The organism is Nocardioides sp. 616 (assembly GCF_002930065.1).
GTDB classification, from domain to species: Bacteria; Actinomycetota; Actinomycetes; order Propionibacteriales; family Nocardioidaceae; genus Nocardioides; species Nocardioides houyundeii.
In genome coordinates, this window is the sequence record NZ_POAG01000018.1 from 56,586 (window position 1) to 75,411 (window position 18,826).

An 18,826-nucleotide genomic window follows, 5' to 3' on the forward strand; every position below is an offset into this window, starting at 1 on the left:
GTAGCTCCAGGGCTGTCGGGAGCAGGTCCTAGAGTGCGGAGTGTGATCACGCGATGAGCAAGATGGACAACCTGCGCGCCATGCGCGAAGCCCGGTACGCCGAGAGCCAGGCGCGCACCAAGCAGGCCGGGACGACGCCGCGCGCGACCAAGTCGGCGGCGGCGGCTGAGAAGCCTGCTGCGCGCAAGGCGGCGGCGCCGCAGGCCGCCCCCGCAGCCGAGGCGCCGGGGGCTGCCGAGGAGCTGTGCGGCCACCGCAACATGAGCGGCCGCAGCTGCACCCGGGAGAAGGGCCACGCCGCCAAGAGCCACCGCTACTCGTAGACGCACCACAGGGATGCCGGAGCGATCCGGCATCCCTGCGGTTACTGACGAGCTGACTGGGCTCAGGCGTACTGGATGAGCTTGGTCTCGAGGAACGCGCTCAGACCCTCGACGTTGCCCTCCCGGCCGAGGCCGGACTGCTTGTAGCCGCCGAAGGGCTGCACCACGCACATGCCCCAGGTGTTGATCGAGATCTGACCGGTGCGCACCTGGCGGGCGATGCGCTCGGCGAGCTCGACGTCCTCGGCGTACACCGCGCCCGAGAGGCCGTAGTCGGAGTCGTTGGCGATCTGGATCGCCTCCTCCACGGTGTCGAACGGGATCACGCAGACCACCGGACCGAAGATCTCCTCCTGGGCGATGCGCATGTCGTTGCGCACGTCGGCGAAGATCGTGGGCTTGACGTACCAGCCGGAGTCCAGGTCCGAGGGCCGGTCGCCGCCGGTGACCAGGCGGGCGCCCTCCTCGACGCCGATCTGGATGTAGCCCTCGACCCGCTCGCGCTGACGCTCGGCGGCCAGCGGCCCGATGACGGTGTCGCCCTCGCGGGGGTCGCCGACCTTGAGGCCCTCGAAGATGCCCTTGAGCGCCTCGACCACCTCGTCCTGGCGGTGCCGGGGCACCACGATCCGGGTGATGGCCGCGCAGACCTGGCCTGAGCTGCCGATGCCGGCGAAGGCCAGCGTCGGCAGGACCTGGTCGAGCGGGATGTCGTCGGCGATGATCCCGGCCGACTTGCCCCCGAGCTCGAGGGTGACCCGAGCGATTCGCTCGCCCGCCAGGCTCATGATGCGGCGACCGGCGGCGGTGCTGCCGGTGAAGGAGATCTTGTCCACGTCGCGGTGCTTGACGAGGTACTCACCGACCTCGCGCCCCCCGGGCAGCAGGCTGATGACGCCCTCGGGCAGCCCAGCGGCCTCCAGTGCCTCGGCCAGGATCATCGTGCTGACCGGACCCTCGGGGGCCGGCTTGAGCACCACGGTGCAGCCGGACGCGAGTGCCGGGGCGATTTTGAGCGAGGCCGTGGCGACGGGCCCGTTCCACGGGATGATCACCGCGACCACGCCGATGGGCTCGCGCACCACCTTGCCGTGGCCGTCGGCCCAGGTGCGCTCCTCCTCGAACTCGAACCGCTCGTGCAGCGTGGCGGCGTCGCCCCACATCTTGATCGCGTTGTCGTGGAAGGCCTCGCTGACCGCGGCCGGGGCACCGATCTCGGCGGTGAACGCCTCGATCATCTCGGGGAGTCGGGCCTCCACCTCCTTGCCGACGCGGGTCAGCACCTCGGCCCGCTCGGCGGGCGACATCCGGGGCCACGGGCCCTCGTCGAACGCCTTGCGAGCCGCGGCCACGGCGCGGTCCATGTCTGCCTCGGCGGCTGCGGGGACGGTCGCGATCACCTGCTCGGTGATGGGCGAGACGACCTCGATCTTCGCCTCGGTGCTGGGCTCGACCCAGTGCCCGCCGATGAAGAGCTTGTCGAAGCTCCGGATGTTTGTCTCAGTCATGGACTTCTTCCTCGATCTCTGGTGTCTCGGGCGGCACGACCGTGCCGCCCATGGCCTCGACCAGCCGGATGGGGTCGAAGAACTCGGTGAGCTCCGCGATCTGCCCTTCCGCCACGGTCACCTTGGTGATGTAGGTGTTGCGGTACGACGTCCCCGTGGCGCGCATCGACGCGTCCGAGGTGTACTCCGCGACGTACTCGCCAGGCGTCTCGGTGGCCTGGATCCGGTAGTCGGAGAAGTTGAGCGCCCCGATCATCTGGGGCAGCGCCTCGTAGTAGTCGCCGATCGCCGGCCGCCCCGCCACCTCCTGGGGGATGCCCAGGGGTGCGTAGGGCAGCAGCACCCGGCCGTCCTCGTGGAACAGCGGAGCGACGTCGGCGACCCGGAGCGAGCCGACGGCGTCGAGGTAGGCCTCGATCACCTGCTTGTCGCCCAGGTGGCGGTCGATCGTCGTCATACCTCGAACCCCTCCATCTCCGGGGTCGTGAGCGGGCTGATCACCCGGCTGGCGATCCGCCATCCCTGGGGAGTGCGGACATAGGTGTCCTCGTTGAGCGCGATCGCCTTGAACGTCGCCCCGGTCCGCGTCTCGCCCTCGGAGAAGACGTAGTTGGTGCCGCGGGCATGGTCGGCGTCGTCGAAGGCGACGATGTGGTTGGTGAGGATGTGGAACTGGCGCGCGATCGCCTTCGCGTCGTTCTCGAAGAAGGCCCTGATCTGCTCGTGACCCTCGTAGCGCTCCAGTCCCACCGCCGTGGCGTCCCACACCGCGTCGGCTGCGAACGCCGACAGGGCGAGCTCGGGCTCGAAGCGGTCCAGCCCCAGCGCGTAGGTGTGGGTCGCCCGCACGATGTCGAGCTCGTCCTGCGTCGTCGTGGTCATCGGTTGGCCGATCAGTCCTCGTAGACGATGACGCCGCGGACGTTCTTGCCCTCGCGCATGTCCTGGAAGGCGGTGTTGATGTCCTCGAGCTTGTACTCCTTGGTGATCAGCTCGTCGAGCTTGTGCTCGCCCCGGCGGTAGAGGTCGGCGATCAGCGGGATGTCGATCTGGGCGTTGGTGGTGCCGTAGAGCGTGCCCTGGATCCGCTTGCCGGACATGGCGAAGGTGTAGAGGTCCAGCTGGATGTCGCGCTGGGTGACCGGGGCGGCGGAGGTCACCACGATGGTGCCGCCGCGCTTGGTCATCTCCTGGGCGGGCTGGAGGATCTCCGGGGTCAGCACGCCGACGGTGATGATGACGACGTCGGCGCCCTGGCCGTTGGTCATGCCCGCGACCAGCTCGGCCGCCTCGGCGAAGTCGGCTGCGCTGTGGGTGGCCCCGAGCTGCTTGGCCAGGTCGCGCTTGAACTCCACCGGCTCGACCGCGATCAGGTTCTTCGCACCCTTCTGCCGGGCGCCCTGCACGGCGTTCATCCCGACGCCGCCGGTGCCGATCACGACCACGGTGTCGCCGAGCTCCATGCCGGCCGCCCGGACCGAGGAGCCCCAGCCGGTGGGCACGCCGCAACCGATCAGGGCCGCGGACTTGAGCGGGATGTCCTTGTCGATCTTGACCAGCGCGTTGGTCGGGACCGTCACGTAGGGGGCGAAGGTGCCCAGGTAGGACATCGCGCCGATGCCCTTGCCGCGGGCGTGGATGCGGTGCGTGCCGTCGGGCGAGGTGCCGGCCAGGACGCCCGCGCCCAGGTCGCACATGTTGGCCCGGCCGCTCACGCACATGGGGCACTTGCCGCAGCTGGGCAGGAACGAGAGCACCACGTGGTCGCCGACCTCGATGCCCTCCACGCCCTCGCCGACCTCGGTCACCACGCCGGCACCCTCGTGGCCGCCGAGCACCGGGGCCCAGTCGAGCGGGATGTCGCCGGTGTCCAGGTGGTCGTCGCTGTGGCAGATGCCGGACGCGGCCAGCTTGACGGTCGCCTCTCCGCGCTTGGGCGGGTCGAGCTCGATCTCCTCGACGGTCCATCCGGACTTGGTGCCGGGCTCCCACAACAGTGCGCCTTGGATCTTCATCTCTGCTCCTCAAGTCATAGTCAATCGCCCGAATTATCCGATTGATGAATATGATCTTGCACACGCGAGGGCCGGAAAGGCAAGGCGACGTCGGGGAGTGCACAGCGTCGGGCGGCCCCACCGGCCGGCGTGGCGGGTGAGGGGGCGCTAGGGCCGCGAGAGTGCGGAGAGCGCCGAGAGTCCCTGCTCCAGCAGTGCGGTGAGGTCGCGCGCGGGGTCGTCGAGCCACAGCTCGTACGCCGTCATCGCCAGGGCCAGGCCCACGTGGCCCAGCAGTCGGGGCTCGAGCGCGTCGGGCTCGAGGTCAAGTCGTGCGGCGGCGTACTCGGCGATCACCCGGCGCCACTCGCCGTACCGCAGGGCGGAGTGCGCCTGCAGTGCGGGCGTCTGGAGGATCAGCCGCATCCGCTCCACGTGTGGCGGCGAGGCGTCGGCGGGGAAGCGGTTGAACTCCACGATGCCCCGGCCCACGGCCTGGTAGACGCTCAGGTCCGCGGGCGTCTCGTCCAGGATCTGGCGGAAGCCGGCCAGGGTGCGGTCGAACTGGCCCCAGGGGATGTCGTTCTTGGAGCGGTAGTAGCGGAACAGGGTGCGGCGCCCCACCCCGACGGCGCCGGCGATCGCCTCCAGGGTGGTGGCCTCGAAGCCGCGCTCGCGGAAGAGCGCGAAGGCCGCCTGCTCGATGGCAGCGTGGCTGGTCACCTCGGGGCGACCCGCCGACGTTCTCCTGGACACGAGTGCAATGTAGGCCCTTGCATTACTGCCACGAGTGCACTTATTGTGAGGCTCACGTCACACCCCCCTTCGGAAGGACCTGTCATGACCCCCGAGAACGCCACCATCGCAGAGCAGACGGCCCCGCAGTCGGCAGAGCAGCTCACCGCCGAGAGCCTGATCGAAGAGGTCTCCATCGACGGCATGTGCGGCGTGTACTGATGCTCGACGAGGCCTGGACCCTGTCACCGTCGGTGGCGCTGCGCCCCGAGCCCTTCGGTGCGCTGGCCTACCACTTCGGCAACCGCAAGCTCACGTTCCTCAAGCGGCCCGAGCTGGTGGCAGTGGTCCGGGCACTCGGTGAGCAGCCCGACGTCCGCTCGGCGCTGGTCGCCGCCGGCGTCCCCGAGACCCAGCACCTGGCGTACGCCGACGCACTCGCCGGCCTCGCCCGCACCGACATGATCCGCCCCCGCGAAGGAGTGGCCGCGTGACCATCGCGCCCGAACGTCCCATCACCGGTTCGCTCGTCGAGCAGTTCGAGCTCGGCCTCGACGCCCCGATCTGCCTGACCTGGGAGCTCACCTACGCCTGCAACCTGGAGTGCGCCCACTGCCTGTCCAGCAGCGGCCGTCGCGACCCTCGTGAGCTCACCACCGAGCAGTGCGAGGCGGTCATCGACGAGCTGCAGCGGATGCAGGTCTTCTACGTCAACATCGGCGGCGGGGAGCCCACGATCCGCCCCGACTTCTGGCACCTGCTCGAGTACGCCGTGAACCACCAGGTGGGAGTGAAGTTCTCCACCAACGGCGTCCGGCTCACCCCCGAGCGCGCTGCGTTCCTGACCAGCCCGGCCTGCGCGGGCTACGTCGACGTGCAGATCTCCCTGGACGGCGCGACCGCCGAGGTCAACGACTACGTCCGCGGCCCCGGCTCCTACGACACCGCCCTCACCGCGTTGGCGAACCTCCAGGACGCCGGCTTCACCGACGCCAAGATCTCGGTCGTCTGCACCCGGCAGAACATCGGCCAGCTGGACGAGTTCAAGGCACTCGCGGACCGGTTCGGTGCCACCCTCCGGCTCACCCGGCTGCGCCCCAGCGGCCGCGGCGCCGACGTCTGGGACGAGCTGCACCCGCTGCCCGAGCAACAGCGCGAGCTCTACGACTGGCTGATGGCCCACGGCGAGGGGGTGCTGACCGGCGACTCGTTCTTCCACCTCGCCGCGTTCGGCGAGCCGCTGCCCGGCCTCAACCTGTGCGGCGCGGGCCGCGTGGTCTGCCTGATCGACCCGATCGGCGACGTCTACGCGTGCCCCTTCGCGATCCACGACAACTTCCTGGCCGGCAACCTGCTGGCCGAGGGCGGCTTCCAGCGGGTCTGGCAGACCTCCGAGCTGTTCACCGAGCTGCGCTCCCCGCAGACCGGCGGGGCCTGCGCCAAGTGCACCTTCTACGACACCTGCCGGGGCGGCTGCATGGCCGCCAAGTTCTTCACCGGCCTGCCGCTCGACGGGCCCGACCCCGAGTGCGTGCAGGGCTACGGCGAGACCGCCCTGGACCAGCTGGCGCAATCTGGCGGACGGGTCATCCCCGCCGCCAGCCAGGACCACTCCAAGGCCAACCCGACCCGCAACCAGCCGGTGATGCTCACGCTCAGCCGCCGTCCCGACCAGCTGACCCTGCCCAGCGCGCCGCCCGTGTCGGCCTGCGCCGAGGACCCGCTGGCCGGCTTCATCCCGCTCACCAAGTAGAGGAAACCCCGATGTCGAAGCCCCAGTGGCTGCAGAACCCCTGGAAGCCGAACCCCTGGTTCGAGTCCGTCGCCGTCGCCCAGGAGCGCGCCCGCAAGCGGCTGCCCGCCCCCGTGTACGGCGCCCTGGTCGCCGGGTCCGAGCGCGGCCAGACGGTCGGCGACAACCAGGCCGCCTTCGCCGAGCTGGGGGTCGCCCCGCACGTCGCCGGCCAGCAGCCGGTGCGCGAGATGGCCACCTCGGTGATGGGGCAGCCGATCTCGCTGCCGGTGCTGATGAGTCCCACCGGCGTCCAGGCGGTGCACCCCGACGGCGAGGTCGCGGTCGCCCGCGCGGCGCACTCGCGCGGCACGGTGGTGGGCCTGTCGAACTTCGCCTCCAAGTCCATCGAGGACGTGGTCGCCACCGGCGCCACCACCTTCTTCCAGATGTACTGGACCGGGGACCGCAACGTGGTGGTGCAGCGGATGCAGCGCGCCCACGCCGCCGGCGCCGTCGGCCTGATCGCCACCCTGGACTGGTCCTTCTCGATGGGTCGCGACTGGGGCAGCCCGGAGATCCCCGAGAAGGTCGACCTGAAGACGATGGTGCGGATGGCGCCCAAGGTCGTCACCAAGCCGCGGTGGCTGTGGGAGTTCGGCCGCACCGGCCAGATCCCCGACCTGACCGCCCCCAACCTGGCTCCGCCCGGCGGCGATGCGCCCACGTTCTTCGGTGCGTACTACGAGTGGATGACCACCCCGCCGCCGTCCTGGGAGGACGTGGCCTGGATGCGCGAGCAGTGGTCGCAGATCAGCGGCGGCAAGCCGTTCATGCTCAAGGGCGTCTGCCGGATCGACGACGCGCTGCGGGCCCGGGACGCCGGCGCCGCCGCCATCTCGGTCTCCAACCACGGCGGCAACAACCTCGACGGCACCCCCGCCGCGATCCGCATGGTGAAGCCGATCGCGGACGCTGTGGGACACGACCTCGAGGTCGTGATGGACGGCGGCATCCGGCGCGGGTCGGACGTCGTCAAGGCGGTCGCCCTGGGTGCTCGCGCGGTGATGATCGGTCGCGCCTACCTGTGGGGCCTCGCGGCCAACGGCGAGACCGGCGTGGGCAACGTGCTCGACGTGCTGCGCTCGGGGATCGACTCGGCCCTGCTCGGGCTGGGGGTCTCCTCGATCGACGAGCTCACCCCCGAGCACCTGCTGGTGCCTGACGGCTTCCACCGCGCGCTCGGCGCGACCAGTCCGGCCGGCGCGCACGTGGCCACCGGCACCCGGGGCTGAGGATGCCCCGGCCCGGGCCGCCCTCGGGACCGGTGCCCGGGTTGCTGGCCGAAGCGACGTCCCGCGAGTCGGCCGGCGCCAGCCTGGTGCTGGTGCCGGTCGGCTCGACCGAGCAGCACGGCCCCCACCTGCCGTTGCAGACCGACACCCTGATCGCGACGGCGGTCGCCGAGGGCGTCGCCGAGCGCCTGGGCGGTCCCGGCGCCGGGGTGTGGGTGGCGCCGGCCCTGGCCTACGGCTCCAGCGGGGAGCATCAGTCCTTCCCCGGCACCGCCTCCATCGGCACCGAGGCGCTGCGGTTCCTGGTGGTCGAGCTGGTCCGCTCGCTGCGCACCTGGAGTGAGCGCGTCGTCCTGGTCAACGGGCACGGCGGCAACCTCACCGCACTGCGCGCCGCGGTCGACCAGCTGGTGGTCGAAGGGCACGACGTGGCCTGGGTGGCGTGCGCCACCGAGGACGTCGACCTGCACGCCGGTCGCACGGAGACCTCGCTGCTGCTGCACCTGGCCCCCGCTCTGGTGCGCCTCGAGCTCGCCGAGGCCGGCGACTGCCGCCCGCTCACCGAGATCCTCCCCGACCTGGTCCGGGGCGGCGTGGCCGCAGTCTCGGCCAACGGGGTGCTCGGCGACCCCGCCGGCGCCTCCGCCGACGAGGGCCGGGCGGTGCTGGCCGCGATGACCACCGACGTGCTGGCCCGGCTGTCGCCGGTCGCGCCATGAGTCAGTCCCCGGCGACACCCCTGGCCCCACCCCCGGCCCGGACCGCGCTCGTCACCGGGGCGGCCCGGGGCATCGGTGCCGCCACGGTGGCGCGGCTGGTGGCCGACGGCTACCGGGTGATGGCGCTGGACTCCTGCCAGGGCCCGCCCCTGGCGGACCGCGAGCAGCTGGACGCCCTCGCGGCGGAGCACGGCGACCGAGTGCGCTGCCGGGTGGTCGACGTCCGGGACCGCCCGGCCCTGGAGCTGGCCGTCGCCGAGACGGTCCGGCTCTGGGGACGGCTCGACGTCGCGGTCGCGGCCGCCGGCATCATCCTCGGCGGCCGGCCGCTGTGGGAGACCCCCGACGCGGTGCTCGACGACCTGTGGGACGTGGTGGCCAAGGGCGTGTGGAACACCGCCGCGGCGTGCGTCCCCGCCATGCTCGCCGGCCCGGAGCCCGGGACCTGCCGCTTCGTGGCCGTCGCCTCGGCCGCCGGCAGCCACGGCCTGTTCCACCTGGCCGGCTACAACGCCGCCAAGCACGCGGTGGTCGGCATCGTGAAGGGCCTGGCCGCCGACCTGGTGGGCACCGGCGTCACCGCCAGCGCCGTCTCCCCGGGCTCGACCGACACCGACCTGCTGCGCACCACGGCCGCCCTGTACGACGTACCGGTCGACGAGCTGGCGCAGCACCAGCTGATCCGCCGCGCGATCGACCCGGCCGAGATCGCCGCCGCCATCGCCTTCTGCGCCTCCCCGGCCGGGGGCGTGGTCAACGGCACCGTGCTGCACGCCGACGGCGGGTTCGGGGCGTGAGATGACGTCGTTGCAGGCCCCCGCCCCCGCGTCCGCGCGCGGCCTCCCGGCCGGGTTCGTGGTCGAGCTGGACCCGGCGGCGCTGGTCCTCGACCGGGGGCGCCTGCTGGTCGGCGGCTCACCGCTCACCGTCATGCGTCTCGCCGACGCGGCGCGGGCCCGGCTCGTCGGCGACCGGCTGGTCGTCACGGACGCCGCCTCCGCGGAGGTCGCGGAGCGGCTGCTGGCCACCAACCTCGCCCGTCCGGTGCTCGATGCCTCGGCCGAGGTGGCGGTCGAGGACCTGACCGTGGTGGTGCCGGTGCGTGACCGCCCCGCCCAGCTGGACCGGTGCCTGGCCGCGCTGGGTCCGCTGTCGGTCGTCGTGGTCGACGACGCCTCGCGGGACCCGGCCGCCGTGGCCGCCGTCGCGCGCCGGCACGGGGCCGTCGTCGTCGCCCTGGAGACCAACCTCGGACCCGCCGGCGCCCGCAACGCAGGGCTGGCGCAGGTCACCACCCCGGTGGTCGCCTTCGTCGACTCCGACGTCCAGGCCTCGGCGGCCGACCTGCTGCGGCTCTCGCGTCACCTCGCGGACCCGACCGTGGCGATGGTCGGGCCCCGGGTGGCCGGGCACGTCCCGCGTGCCGACCCCCGGTGGTTCGAGCGCTACGACGCAGCCGCCTCGTCGCTGAGCCTGGGCCCCAAGCCGTACGCGGTGCGCCCCGGCGCCGGGGTCGCCTGGCTGCCCAGCGCCTGCCTGGTCGCCCGCACCGACCACCTCGGGGCCGGCTTCGACACCGACCTGCGCGTCGGCGAGGACGTCGACCTGGTGTGGCGGCTGGTCGGCGCCGGCAGGCGGGTGCGCTACGAACCGGCGGTCACCGTGCGTCACGACGTACGTCCCACGGTTCGCGGCTGGCTCGGTCGCAAGGTGCTCTACGGGTCCGGCGGCGCCGGGCTGGCCCAGCGGCACGGTGCCCACGTGGCGCCGGCCGTGCTCTCGCCCACCCTGGCGCTGGCCGGAGCGGCGGTGCTGCTGCGCAGCAGGTGGTCGCTGCCGGTGCTGGGCGCCGCAGCGGTGCACGCGAGCGTCTCGGTGGCCCGGGCGCTGCCCGCGGACGTGCCGCTCGGCACGCGGACCCGGGTGTCGGGGGCGCTGGCGGTCAAGGGAGTGGGCTGGTCGGTCCGCCAGGAGTCCGCGCTCCTGCTCCGGCACTGGTGGCCGCTCGGCGCGCTGGCCTGCTGCTTCGCCCCCGGCCGGCGTGCGGTGGCCACCGCCCTGGTCGTGGACTCGGTGGTCGCGGCCACCGAGCACCACGACGCCGACCTGGACCTCGTGACGCTGGTGCTGGGGCGTCGGCTCGACGACCTCGCCTACGGCACCGGTCTGTGGTGGGGCGCCCTGCGGGGCCGCTCGCCGGCGGCCCTGCGGCCGCGTCGACCCGGGGCTTCCCGGGCGCCTCGCTCAGGTCAGCTCCGGCAGCTCCTGCGCCGCGCCCAGCAGCACCCGGAACGGGTCGCCGACTGACTCCAGCCGGTCGAGCACCGTCCGGATGGTCCACCGGTCCGGACGCAGCTCGGGGTCGTCCAGCTCGTCCCAGCCGATCGGCACCGACACCGGGGCTCCGGCCGCCGGCCGTGGCGAGTACGGCGCCACCAGGGTCTTGTTGATCGCGTTCTGGGTGTAGTCGAGCCGGGCCAGGCCGCCCCGGGCCTTGACCTCCCACTTCCAGCTCACCAGCTCGGGCACCACCTTGCCGACGGTGCGTGAGATTCCCTCCACCCAGGCGCGGGTGTCGTCGAAGGTGTAGCCCGGCACCACCGGCACCCAGATCTGGATCCCGCGCTGCCCGGTCACCTTCGCGCCGGCCGTGACGCCCAGGTGCTCCAGTGCGGTGCGGTGCAGCCGGGCCAGCACCAGCAGCTCCTCCCAGGTGGTCCGCTCGCCGGGGTCCAGGTCGATCACCACGTACGTCGTGGTCTCGTCCTCGTCGGCGTCCGGGTTGTCCCAGGCGCCCAGCCACGCGGGCGCGTGCGCGGGGCGCTGCTTGTGCCAGAAGCCCTTCGACCCGGCGCCGTCGGGAAAGCGGTGCAGGTTCACCGGGCGACCCCGCAGGTAGGGCAGCGAGGTCGGCGCGATCCGGGCCGCGTAGGCGAGGAGCTCGCGCTTGGTGACGGGCGGGTCGCCGGGAAACAGCACCTTGTCGAGGTTGGTGACCTTGAGACGGCGCCCGAAGACCTCCCAGGTGCCGTGGGTGCCCAGGGCCGCCAGCTCGTCGATCGCCTCGGTAGGCAGCGGCTCGGGAACCAGGGAGACGCTCGCCCGGTCCGCCGGCGCGTCCGAGCGCCAGAGCCGGTCCGGGTCAGCCTTGACCTCCTCGTTGGTGCGGCCGCTGAGCACCGATCTCGGGTGGTCCTCGGGGTCCCAGCCGGTGACTGCGTGCTCGTCGTGCTTGTGCAGCAGCATCCACTGCTGGTCGTCGGTGCCCCGGCGCACCAGCACCAGCCGACCCTGCAGCTTCTCCCCGTGCATCTCGACGTGCAGCTCTCCGGCCGCGATCGCGGCCGCCGGGTCGTCGGTATGCACCGGCTCGTAGGTGCCGGTGTCCCAGACGATGACGTCGCCGCCGCCGTACTCCCGCGACGGGATGACTCCCTCGAAGAGCAGGTACTCCACCGGGTGGTCCTCGACGTGGACGGCCAGGCGCCGGGCCGCCGGGTCCAGGGTGGGGCCCTTGGGCACCGCCCAGCTGACCAGGACCCCGTCGATCTCGAAGCGCAGGTCGTAGTGCAACCTGCTGGCCCGGTGGCGCTGGACCACGAACCGCGCTCCGCTCATGCCGACGTTGTCGGCGGGGACGGGCAGGATGACGGGGTGAGCATGATGATCAGGCCCCCGCACTCGGTGCTCCTCGTGGTGGGCCGGGAGGACTTCGTGCCTCCGACGACCTTCGGGGGCGCCACCTGTGTGGCGACGCCGGACTGCGTGGCCGTGGCGGTCATCGACGTGACCCAGTCCCCGACGCGGATCGCGCTGTCGCCCTCACCGGGGCACGACCTGCGCAAGCTCGGGGAGTTCTGGATCGAGTCCGAGGGTCTGGTGTCGATCCGCGACATCTTCGGCCGGGAGCACGACACGATGGGGGTGCCGCCCGGGCTGACGCTGGTCACCATCTGGGGCGACCGCGATGACGCGCCCCGAGACGTGGCGGTGCAGATCACCCGCTGACCACGCCGGCATCGACGTGGGCAGCGGGCGAGCGGGTCAGGCGCGGTGCTGGGGCGAGCCGGGGTCGGCGTCCGTCCCGGTGGTGCCCGTGGTGTCGCTGGTGCTCGTCGTCTCGGTGGTCCCCTCGCCCGAGGTCGTGGTCGTCACCTCGGTGGTGCTCCGCTCGGTCACCGTCTCGTCGGTGCTGGTCCGGTCGGCGCCCGGGGTGTAGCTGCCGGACGTGTGGTCGACGTTGGGGTCGACCCGGTCCGCCTCGCGGAGCTTGTCCTCGTAGCGGGCCTCCTGCTGCTGGTAGTCGGTCTGCGCGACCTGAGCCCGCTCCTCGGCCCGCTCGGCCTCGCGGCGCAGCTTCTCGGCGCGGACCTCCTCCTCCTTGGCGCGCAGCTCGGCGTCCGGGAGGACGGCCGCGTGCTGGTCGGCGTGCTGACGCAGCTCGCTGGCGCGCTCGGTGCGCTCGCGCATCTCCTGCTCCTGCTTCTGCTTCTTCCGCTTGCTGAGCAGCCAGGCCGCGAGGCCGGCGAGCAGCAGGAGGACCACGACGGCGACGACGATCCAGGTGACCTCTTCATTGTCCATTCCGGTGATGTACCCCCGAGGGTGCAGCCAAAACCCTGGGCCGCCGGGCTCGCCCGCTGAGCGACTGGCCGTCGAGGGGCCGGGCATGACGAAGGCCCCCGAGCGATGTCGCTGGGGGCCCTCGTCAAAGCGGTGCTACACGGTGCTCAGGTTGGTTTTCGACTACCAGACCCGGCGGGAGTTCCCGCCGATCGGGACGAAGTTCAGGATCAGACCAACGACCAGCAGGATGCCGCCGATGGTGGTGAGGACAGAGATGTCGGCAACGAGGCCGACGATGAGCAGAATCAGGCCGAGGACGACCATGGTTCCCTCCTTCGTCATGGTCCGCGGGGGTCACGGACGGTTAGTGGATGGTTACCCGCGTGCTTGAGGCTTAAACATCTTTCCTGAATTTTTTGTGAATTCTTCGGATTTTCCCAGATCCGGGTGCTACTGACGTGCTGTCACCGCGGTGACTGCTCAGCCCTGCAACGCCTGGATCGCCTCGTGGATCGTCAGGGTACGAGTGGCGGACTCCACGTGCAGGTTCTCCACCATCCGGCCGTTGTAGGTCACCACCCCGCTGCCCTTGCCATCCTCGAACGCCTGGATCAGCCCTCGGGCGTCGGCCACCGCCTCCGCCGACGGGGCGAAGGCGGTGTTGGCGCCCTCGACCTGCCCGGGGTGGATCAGCGTCTTGCCGTCGAAGCCCAGCTGCCGGCCCTGCTCGCACTCGGCAAGGAAGCCGTCGGTGTCCTTGACGTTGTTGTAGACGCCGTCGATCACCGCGATCCCGGCGGCCCGGCCGGCCAGCAGCACGGTGTGCAGGCTGGGCAGGATCGGTGCGCGACCTGGCACGTGCTCGGCGTACAGCTCCTTGACCAGGTCGTTGGTGCCCAGCACGAAGGCGGTCAGCCGCTCCGAGGCCCGGGCGATCGAGAGCACGTCGAGGATCGCCACCGGGGTCTCGATCATCGCCCACAGCTTGGTGTGCTCCGGTGCGCCGGCGGCCTCCATCGCCGCGACCAGCCCGCGCACCTCCTCGGCGCTGTTGACCTTGGGCACCACGATGGCGGCCGGCCCGGCCTTGCTGGCGGCCGCGATGTCGGCGTCGTGCCACTCGGTGCCGATCCCGTTGACCCGGATCGTCACCGTGCGGCGGCCGTAGTCGCCGGAGGCCACCGCGGCGCAGGCCGCGTCCCGGGCTGCCGGCTTGGCGTCGGGTGCGACGGCGTCCTCGAGGTCCAGGATGAGCCCGTCGCAGGCGATGGACTTGGCCTTCTCCAGCGCCCGCTCGTTGGAGCTGGGCATGTAGAGCACCGAGCGCAGGGGAGTGAACTCGCTCATGGTCAGGCCACCTCTCCGTCGACCTGGATCGCGTCGTAGGACTTCTTGAGCTCGGGGTCGATGGCGGCCAGCTCCTCGGCGAGGGCGACCATCACCTGGCACTGCTTCACCGAGGCGTCGTCCTCCATCTTGCCGTCCAGCATCACCGCGCCGGTGCCGTCGCCCATCGCGGCGATCACCCGGCGGGCGTGGGTGACGTCCTCGACGCTGGGGGAGAAGACCCGGTTGGCGATGGCGATCTGCTTCGGGTGCAGGCTCCACGCGCCCACGCAGCCCAGCAGGAAGGCGTTGCGGAACTGGTCCTCGCAGGCCACGACGTCGGTGATGTCGCCGAACGGGCCGTAGTAGGGGTAGATGCCGTGCATCGCGCAGGCGTCGACCATCCGCGCGATCGTGTAGTGCCACAGGTCCTGCTGGTACGTCGTCCGCTCGGCGTCGTACTGCGTCTCGCCGGAGGCGTTCTTCGGGGCGTCGGCGCGCACCAGGTAGCCCGGGTGCCCGCCGCCGACGCGGGTGGTCTTCATCCGCCGGTCCGCGGCCAGGTCGGCCGGGCCCAGCGAGAGGCCCTGCATCCGCGGCGAGGCGGCGCAGATCTCCTCGATGTTGGCCACGCCGCGCGCGGTCTCCAGGATCGCGTGGATCAGGATCGGGCGGGTCAGCCCGGCCTTGGCCTCGAGCTGGGCCAGGATCCGGTCGACGTAGTGGATGTCCTCGGCCCCCTGGACCTTGGGCACCATGATGACGTCGAGCTTGTCCCCGATGGCCGGCACCAGCGTGGTCAGGTCGTCGAGCACCCACGGGCTGTCCAGGGAGTTGATGCGGGTCCAGAACTGGGTGGGCCCGAAGTCTGTCTCCTGGCCGATCTTCACCAGACCGGCGCGAGCCGTCTCCTTGTTCTCGGCCTTGACGGCGTCCTCGAGGTTGCCCAGGAGCACGTCGACCTTGCCGACCATGTCGGGGACCTTGGCGGCCATCTTGGGGTTGCCCGGGTCGAAGAAGTGGAGCGCCCGGCTGGGGCGAGCGGGCACCTCGCGCACCGGCGCGGGGGCGCCGACGGCGAGCGGGGCGAAGAAGTCCTTGGCAGAGCGCATGGGCCGGAATTTAACAGCGCGGCAGCCCGGCTCCCCATGGTGGCCGCGCCGGTGGACCGCCTCAGGCCTGCTCGGGTCGCCGCCGGCGGCCCGGCCACCAACGCCGGGACCGCGGCTGCTGCGCCGCCCGGCGCGCGGACAGGGCCCGACGCTGGGCCTCGCGCTGGGCCTCGCGCCGCGCCGTACGTCGTTCGAGCCACCGCTCGACCTCGACGTCGGGGTCGCGGGGCCGGGTGATCATCGGCGGGCCGGGCATCGGCCCGGCGGGCGGGGTGTAGAGCGCGCTCCGGACGGCCGCGTTGAACTCGGTGACCCGCTGCCGCACGCCCTCCTCGGTCGTCACCCGGTCGAGCTGGTCGTCGAGCTCGGCGTCCTCACGCCGGATCGCCAGGGCGGGCGGCAGCACCGAGATCTGCTCCCGCTCCACCAGCTTCTTGACCCACCAGTCCGGGTCGTGCTCGGCACCGAGGTCCGAGATCGGCCTCCCGGCCCCGGGGAGGTCGGCGAAGTCGCCGCGCCGCACGGCCTGCTGGATCTGCAGCTCGACCCACGAGCCCTGGTCGGAGTCTGTCATCAGCCACCTCCTGCCCTCCTCCAGCGTACGGAACGGGAGAAGGCCGGGCCGTCAGATGCCGGGCAGCACCTCGACGGACTCGGAGGAGTGCTCGAAGACGTGCTTGGGGGCCAGCAGCAGTCCGCAGGCGGCCAGCAGGGCGGCCACCGAGCAGACCGACCACACGGTCAGGTAGCCCAGCAGCGGCGCGGCGCCGGCCTCCGGCTCGGCGAGCGAACCGGTGGAGGCGAGCGCGATGGCGAAGATCGAGGAGGCGATGGCGCCGCCGACGGTCTTGGTCGCGTTGGTCATCCCGGTGGCGAAGCCGGTGCGCTCGGGCGGCGCCGCGGCGGCGGCGGCCGCCGGCAGGGCGGCGACCAGGGCGCCGGAGCCGAGGCCCGCCACGCCCATGTTGACCATGGCCTGCACCGTGGTGTCGTGGAAGGGCAGCCACAGCGCGTAGCCCACGGCCACCAGCACCGCCCCCAGGACCAGGGCGTTGCGCGCGCCGAACCAGCGTGAGGTGAGCGGCAGGGTGAAGGCACCCACCGCCAGGCTCACCACGTAGAGGCCGATCAAGGTGGAGACGAAGCCCGCGTCGGCTCCCAGCCCGTAGCCGACGACGTCGGGGTCGGTGCGCGCGAAGGTGGACATCGGGATCTGTGCCCCCAGCACGGAGAAGCCGAAGAGGAAGGCGGTCAGCTGGATCGGCCACTGCGCCGGGGTGGCGAGCAGGCGCACGTCGACCAGCGGCTCGGCGAGGCGGGCCGAGTGCCGCCAGAACGGCACCAGCACCAGCACCCCGGCCAGGATCAGCAGCCACGCCAGGAGCGAGCCGGGCCCCTCCAGCCGGATGGCCATCAGCCCCGCCATCGCCAGGCCGAGGGCGGTGGTGATGAGAGCGAAGCCGCGCCAGTCGATGCCGCCGCGGCCGGTGCCGGGCAGGTCCTCGATGCCGAGCCAGATGATGCCCAGGCAGGCCGTCACCACGATGGCCGGCAGCGAGAGCAGTGCCGGCATCGACCAGGACTCGACCAGGGCACCGCTGGTCAGGGCGCCGATGATGACGCTCAGCTCCAGGGCCCCCACCAGGATGCCCGCCGCGCGCCGGGTGAGCTGCGACTGGCGACCGGAGTCGGCGGTGCGGCGGTAGACGATCGCGACCTCGATGGGCAGCCACACCACGTAGGCGCCCTGCAGCGCCCAGCCGATGAGGAAGGTGGTGAAGGAGGGAGCCAGCACCAGGATCCAGGAGCCGATCGCGGTGACGGCCGTGGAGAGCAGCAGCACCTTCTTGTGCCCGACCAGGTCGGCCAGCCGCGCCAGCAGCGGCACGCAGAGGGCCGAGACGATCAGCTGTGCGGCCTCGAACCAGTTGACGTCGGCGTCGCCGATCGACAGGTGCTCGGCGATGTCGGTGAAGATCGGGGTGTAGAAGCCCTGGAGGATGCCGCTGGCGAACTCCACCGCCACCAGGAAGCCCACCACCAGGGTGAGGCTGTGGGCGGTGGAGGGCCTCGCGTCGCTGGCTGGACTCATCAGCGGATCCTCTCGATCAGGGTGGTGTACCAGCGCACGCCGTCGACCAGGTCGTCCAGGCCGATGCGCTCGTCGAAGGAGTGGATCGATTCCCGCTGCGCCTTGCTCATCCGGAACGGGGCGAAGCGGTAGACGCGCTCGCAGATCTCGGTGAAGTGCCGGCTGTCGGTGGCGGCCATCATCACGTACGGCGACGCCACCGCCTCGGGGAAGACCTCGGCGATCGTGGCCTCCAGCAGGGCGAACGCCGGGTCGTCGAGGAAGGGCGAGATCGGGCTCGGCTCGCCGGACTCGATGACGTCGATGTGCACGTGCTCGTCGTCGACGGCCCTGCGCAGGTGGGACAGCACCCCGGCCACGGTGTCGCCGACCATGGTCCGCACGTTGACGCCGGCCCGGGCCTGCGCGGCGATCACGTTGAGCGCCGGCGAGCCGGACAAGGTGGTGACCGCGGCCGTGGTCCGGGTCATCGCCGCGGACTCGGGGCCGGCGGCCACCAGCGCCCGGGTCAGGACGGGGGCGATCCGCGAGCCGTGGGCCATCACCGGTCGCAGCGCCCGCGGGGCGTGCGGGGCGAGCCGGCGCAGCAGCTCGACGGTGGGGGCGGGCAGGCTCGGGGCGAACGGCGTCCGCTCCAGCCGCATGATCGCCCGGGCGATCCGGGCCGTGGGGCCCATCCGGGCCGGGGTCGAGGCGTGGCCGCCGCGGCCCTCGGCGCGCAGCTCGACGGAGGTGACGCCCTTCTCGGTGACGCCGACGACCGCGACCGGCGTGGTGACGCCCGGGAACGCGCCGGAGGCGACCGCGCCGCCCTCGTCGACCACGAACCACGGGTGCACGCCGCGCTCGGTCAGCACCCGGACGGCCTCCTGGGCGGTGGAGCCCATCACCTCCTCGTCGCAGCCGAAGGAGAGCCAGAGGTCCTGGGCGGGGGTGAAGTCGCGTTCCAGCAGGGTCTCCACCGCCTCGCAGATCCCCACCACGCAGCCCTTGTCGTCCAGGGTGCCGCGGCCCCAGAGCTGGCCGTCGGCGATGACCCCGTCGAAGGCCGGGTGGGTCCAGGTCCCCTCCACAGGTACGACGTCCAGGTGGGCCATCAGCACCACCGGCCGCGCGTCGTCGGCTCCGGCCCAGCGGAAGAGCAGGCCGTGCGAGCCGACGCGGGTCAGCTCGAGCCGCTGGTGCAGCAGCGGGAACTGGCGCTCCAGCTCGCCCAGCAGGGCGTCGAAGGCCGCGACGTCGACCAGCGCCGGGTCGCGGTGGGAGACGGTGGGCAGGCGGACCAGGGCCTGCAGCTTGGAGACCGCCCGGTGTGGGACGGGCCCGGCGGTGTCCGGTGCGGCGTGATGCATGGAGGGACCCTAGAGGGGCGACGGTCTGGCGTCGTCCGTGGTCCGCGCCGTCACGTAGAATGACGGCGCAGC

General features: G+C 72.1%; 22 protein-coding genes. 9 read left to right on the top strand and 13 right to left on the bottom strand.

What is annotated here, in order from left to right; translation table 11 throughout:
* The first annotated feature begins 53 nt into the window (after positions 1-53).
* On the top strand, positions 54-323 hold the full coding sequence (locus tag C5H89_RS10145; protein WP_104106923.1) for a hypothetical protein: 270 nt from the start codon (positions 54-56) through the stop codon (positions 321-323).
* 62 nt (positions 324-385) lie between these two features.
* Here the strand turns inward: C5H89_RS10145 and C5H89_RS10150 are convergent, their stop codons facing one another.
* From C5H89_RS10150 to mftR, 5 genes are all read right to left on the bottom strand, one after another.
* Positions 386-1,831, bottom strand: coding sequence for an aldehyde dehydrogenase (locus tag C5H89_RS10150; protein WP_104106924.1), 1,446 nt, complete (start codon positions 1,829-1,831; stop codon positions 386-388).
* Positions 1,824-2,288, bottom strand: a complete 465-nt coding sequence (locus tag C5H89_RS10155) for a nuclear transport factor 2 family protein (protein ID WP_162799321.1) — start codon at positions 2,286-2,288, stop codon at positions 1,824-1,826. The genes C5H89_RS10150 and C5H89_RS10155 overlap by 8 nt, the downstream gene beginning before the upstream one ends.
* On the bottom strand, positions 2,285-2,713 hold the full coding sequence (locus C5H89_RS10160) for a nuclear transport factor 2 family protein (RefSeq protein ID WP_104106926.1): 429 nt from the start codon (positions 2,711-2,713) through the stop codon (positions 2,285-2,287). Before C5H89_RS10160 ends, C5H89_RS10155 begins: the two co-directional genes overlap by 4 nt.
* A gap of 11 nt (positions 2,714-2,724) precedes the next feature.
* Positions 2,725-3,846, bottom strand: a complete 1,122-nt coding sequence (locus C5H89_RS10165; RefSeq protein WP_104106927.1) for an NDMA-dependent alcohol dehydrogenase — start codon at positions 3,844-3,846, stop codon at positions 2,725-2,727.
* A 147-nt stretch (positions 3,847-3,993) separates the two neighbouring features.
* Entirely contained in the window at positions 3,994-4,581 is a 588-nt protein-coding gene (gene mftR / locus C5H89_RS10170) for a mycofactocin system transcriptional regulator (RefSeq protein WP_205304974.1), read from the bottom strand.
* Between the two features lie 84 nt (positions 4,582-4,665).
* Here mftR and mftA point away from each other — a divergent pair, with 84 nt between their 5' ends.
* Genes mftA through mftF form a run of 7 tightly spaced genes read left to right on the top strand, consistent with a single transcriptional unit; the run spans position 4,666 to position 10,613 of the window.
* Positions 4,666-4,782 (top strand): mycofactocin precursor MftA, encoded by a 117-nt coding sequence (mftA, locus tag C5H89_RS10175; protein ID WP_104106929.1) that lies wholly within the window; start codon positions 4,666-4,668, stop codon positions 4,780-4,782.
* Complete coding sequence (mftB, locus tag C5H89_RS10180) at positions 4,767-5,054, top strand: mycofactocin biosynthesis chaperone MftB (protein WP_101523276.1); 288 nt, start codon at positions 4,767-4,769, stop codon at positions 5,052-5,054. The genes mftA and mftB overlap by 16 nt, the downstream gene beginning before the upstream one ends.
* A complete protein-coding gene (mftC, locus tag C5H89_RS10185; protein WP_104106930.1) occupies positions 5,051-6,313 on the top strand; it encodes a mycofactocin radical SAM maturase in 1,263 nt (420 codons plus the stop codon). Before mftB ends, mftC begins: the two co-directional genes overlap by 4 nt.
* 11 nt (positions 6,314-6,324) lie before the next feature.
* Positions 6,325-7,587 carry a pre-mycofactocin synthase MftD gene (gene mftD / locus C5H89_RS10190; protein WP_104106931.1) on the top strand — a complete coding sequence of 421 codons (1,263 nt, stop codon included), beginning with the start codon at positions 6,325-6,327 and terminating at the stop codon, positions 7,585-7,587.
* Between the two features lie 2 nt (positions 7,588-7,589).
* Positions 7,590-8,306 carry a mycofactocin biosynthesis peptidyl-dipeptidase MftE gene (gene mftE / locus C5H89_RS10195; RefSeq protein WP_104106932.1) on the top strand — a complete coding sequence of 239 codons (717 nt, stop codon included), beginning with the start codon at positions 7,590-7,592 and terminating at the stop codon, positions 8,304-8,306.
* A complete protein-coding gene (locus C5H89_RS10200) occupies positions 8,303-9,103 on the top strand; it encodes a mycofactocin-coupled SDR family oxidoreductase (protein WP_104106933.1) in 801 nt (266 codons plus the stop codon). The genes mftE and C5H89_RS10200 overlap by 4 nt, the downstream gene beginning before the upstream one ends.
* Position 9,104: 1 nt before the next feature.
* Complete coding sequence (gene mftF, locus C5H89_RS10205) at positions 9,105-10,613, top strand: mycofactocin biosynthesis glycosyltransferase MftF (protein ID WP_104106934.1); 1,509 nt, start codon at positions 9,105-9,107, stop codon at positions 10,611-10,613.
* On the opposite strand, the gene C5H89_RS10210 is transcribed toward mftF, so the two are convergent.
* Complete coding sequence (locus tag C5H89_RS10210) at positions 10,551-11,924, bottom strand: DNA polymerase ligase N-terminal domain-containing protein (RefSeq protein ID WP_104106935.1); 1,374 nt, start codon at positions 11,922-11,924, stop codon at positions 10,551-10,553. The two genes, mftF and C5H89_RS10210, sit on opposite strands and share 63 nt — an antisense overlap.
* Before the next feature lie 36 nt (positions 11,925-11,960).
* Here C5H89_RS10210 and C5H89_RS10215 point away from each other — a divergent pair, with 36 nt between their 5' ends.
* On the top strand, positions 11,961-12,314 hold the full coding sequence (locus tag C5H89_RS10215) for a hypothetical protein (RefSeq protein ID WP_104106936.1): 354 nt from the start codon (positions 11,961-11,963) through the stop codon (positions 12,312-12,314).
* 36 nt (positions 12,315-12,350) lie between these two features.
* Here C5H89_RS10215 and C5H89_RS10220 read toward each other — a convergent pair whose 3' ends face one another.
* From C5H89_RS10220 to C5H89_RS10245, 7 genes are all read right to left on the bottom strand, one after another.
* Complete coding sequence (locus C5H89_RS10220; protein WP_104106937.1) at positions 12,351-12,890, bottom strand: hypothetical protein; 540 nt, start codon at positions 12,888-12,890, stop codon at positions 12,351-12,353.
* Positions 12,891-13,052: 162 nt separating this feature from the next.
* A complete protein-coding gene (locus tag C5H89_RS19140; RefSeq protein WP_205304975.1) occupies positions 13,053-13,196 on the bottom strand; it encodes a hypothetical protein in 144 nt (47 codons plus the stop codon).
* Positions 13,197-13,352: 156 nt separating this feature from the next.
* Entirely contained in the window at positions 13,353-14,219 is an 867-nt protein-coding gene (locus C5H89_RS10225; protein WP_104106938.1) for a CoA ester lyase, read from the bottom strand.
* A 2-nt stretch (positions 14,220-14,221) separates the two neighbouring features.
* On the bottom strand, positions 14,222-15,310 hold the full coding sequence (locus C5H89_RS10230) for a CoA ester lyase (RefSeq protein WP_104106939.1): 1,089 nt from the start codon (positions 15,308-15,310) through the stop codon (positions 14,222-14,224).
* A gap of 61 nt (positions 15,311-15,371) precedes the next feature.
* Positions 15,372-15,884, bottom strand: a complete 513-nt coding sequence (locus C5H89_RS10235) for a DUF1992 domain-containing protein (RefSeq protein ID WP_104106940.1) — start codon at positions 15,882-15,884, stop codon at positions 15,372-15,374.
* 51 nt (positions 15,885-15,935) lie between these two features.
* Positions 15,936-17,402 carry an MFS transporter gene (locus tag C5H89_RS10240; RefSeq protein ID WP_104106941.1) on the bottom strand — a complete coding sequence of 489 codons (1,467 nt, stop codon included), beginning with the start codon at positions 17,400-17,402 and terminating at the stop codon, positions 15,936-15,938.
* The gene (locus tag C5H89_RS10245) at positions 17,402-18,754 is read right to left on the bottom strand and encodes a M20/M25/M40 family metallo-hydrolase (protein WP_104106942.1); all 1,353 of its coding nucleotides are present in this window, start codon (positions 18,752-18,754) and stop codon (positions 17,402-17,404) included. The genes C5H89_RS10240 and C5H89_RS10245 overlap by 1 nt, the downstream gene beginning before the upstream one ends.
* Between the last annotated feature and the right edge of the window lie 72 nt (positions 18,755-18,826).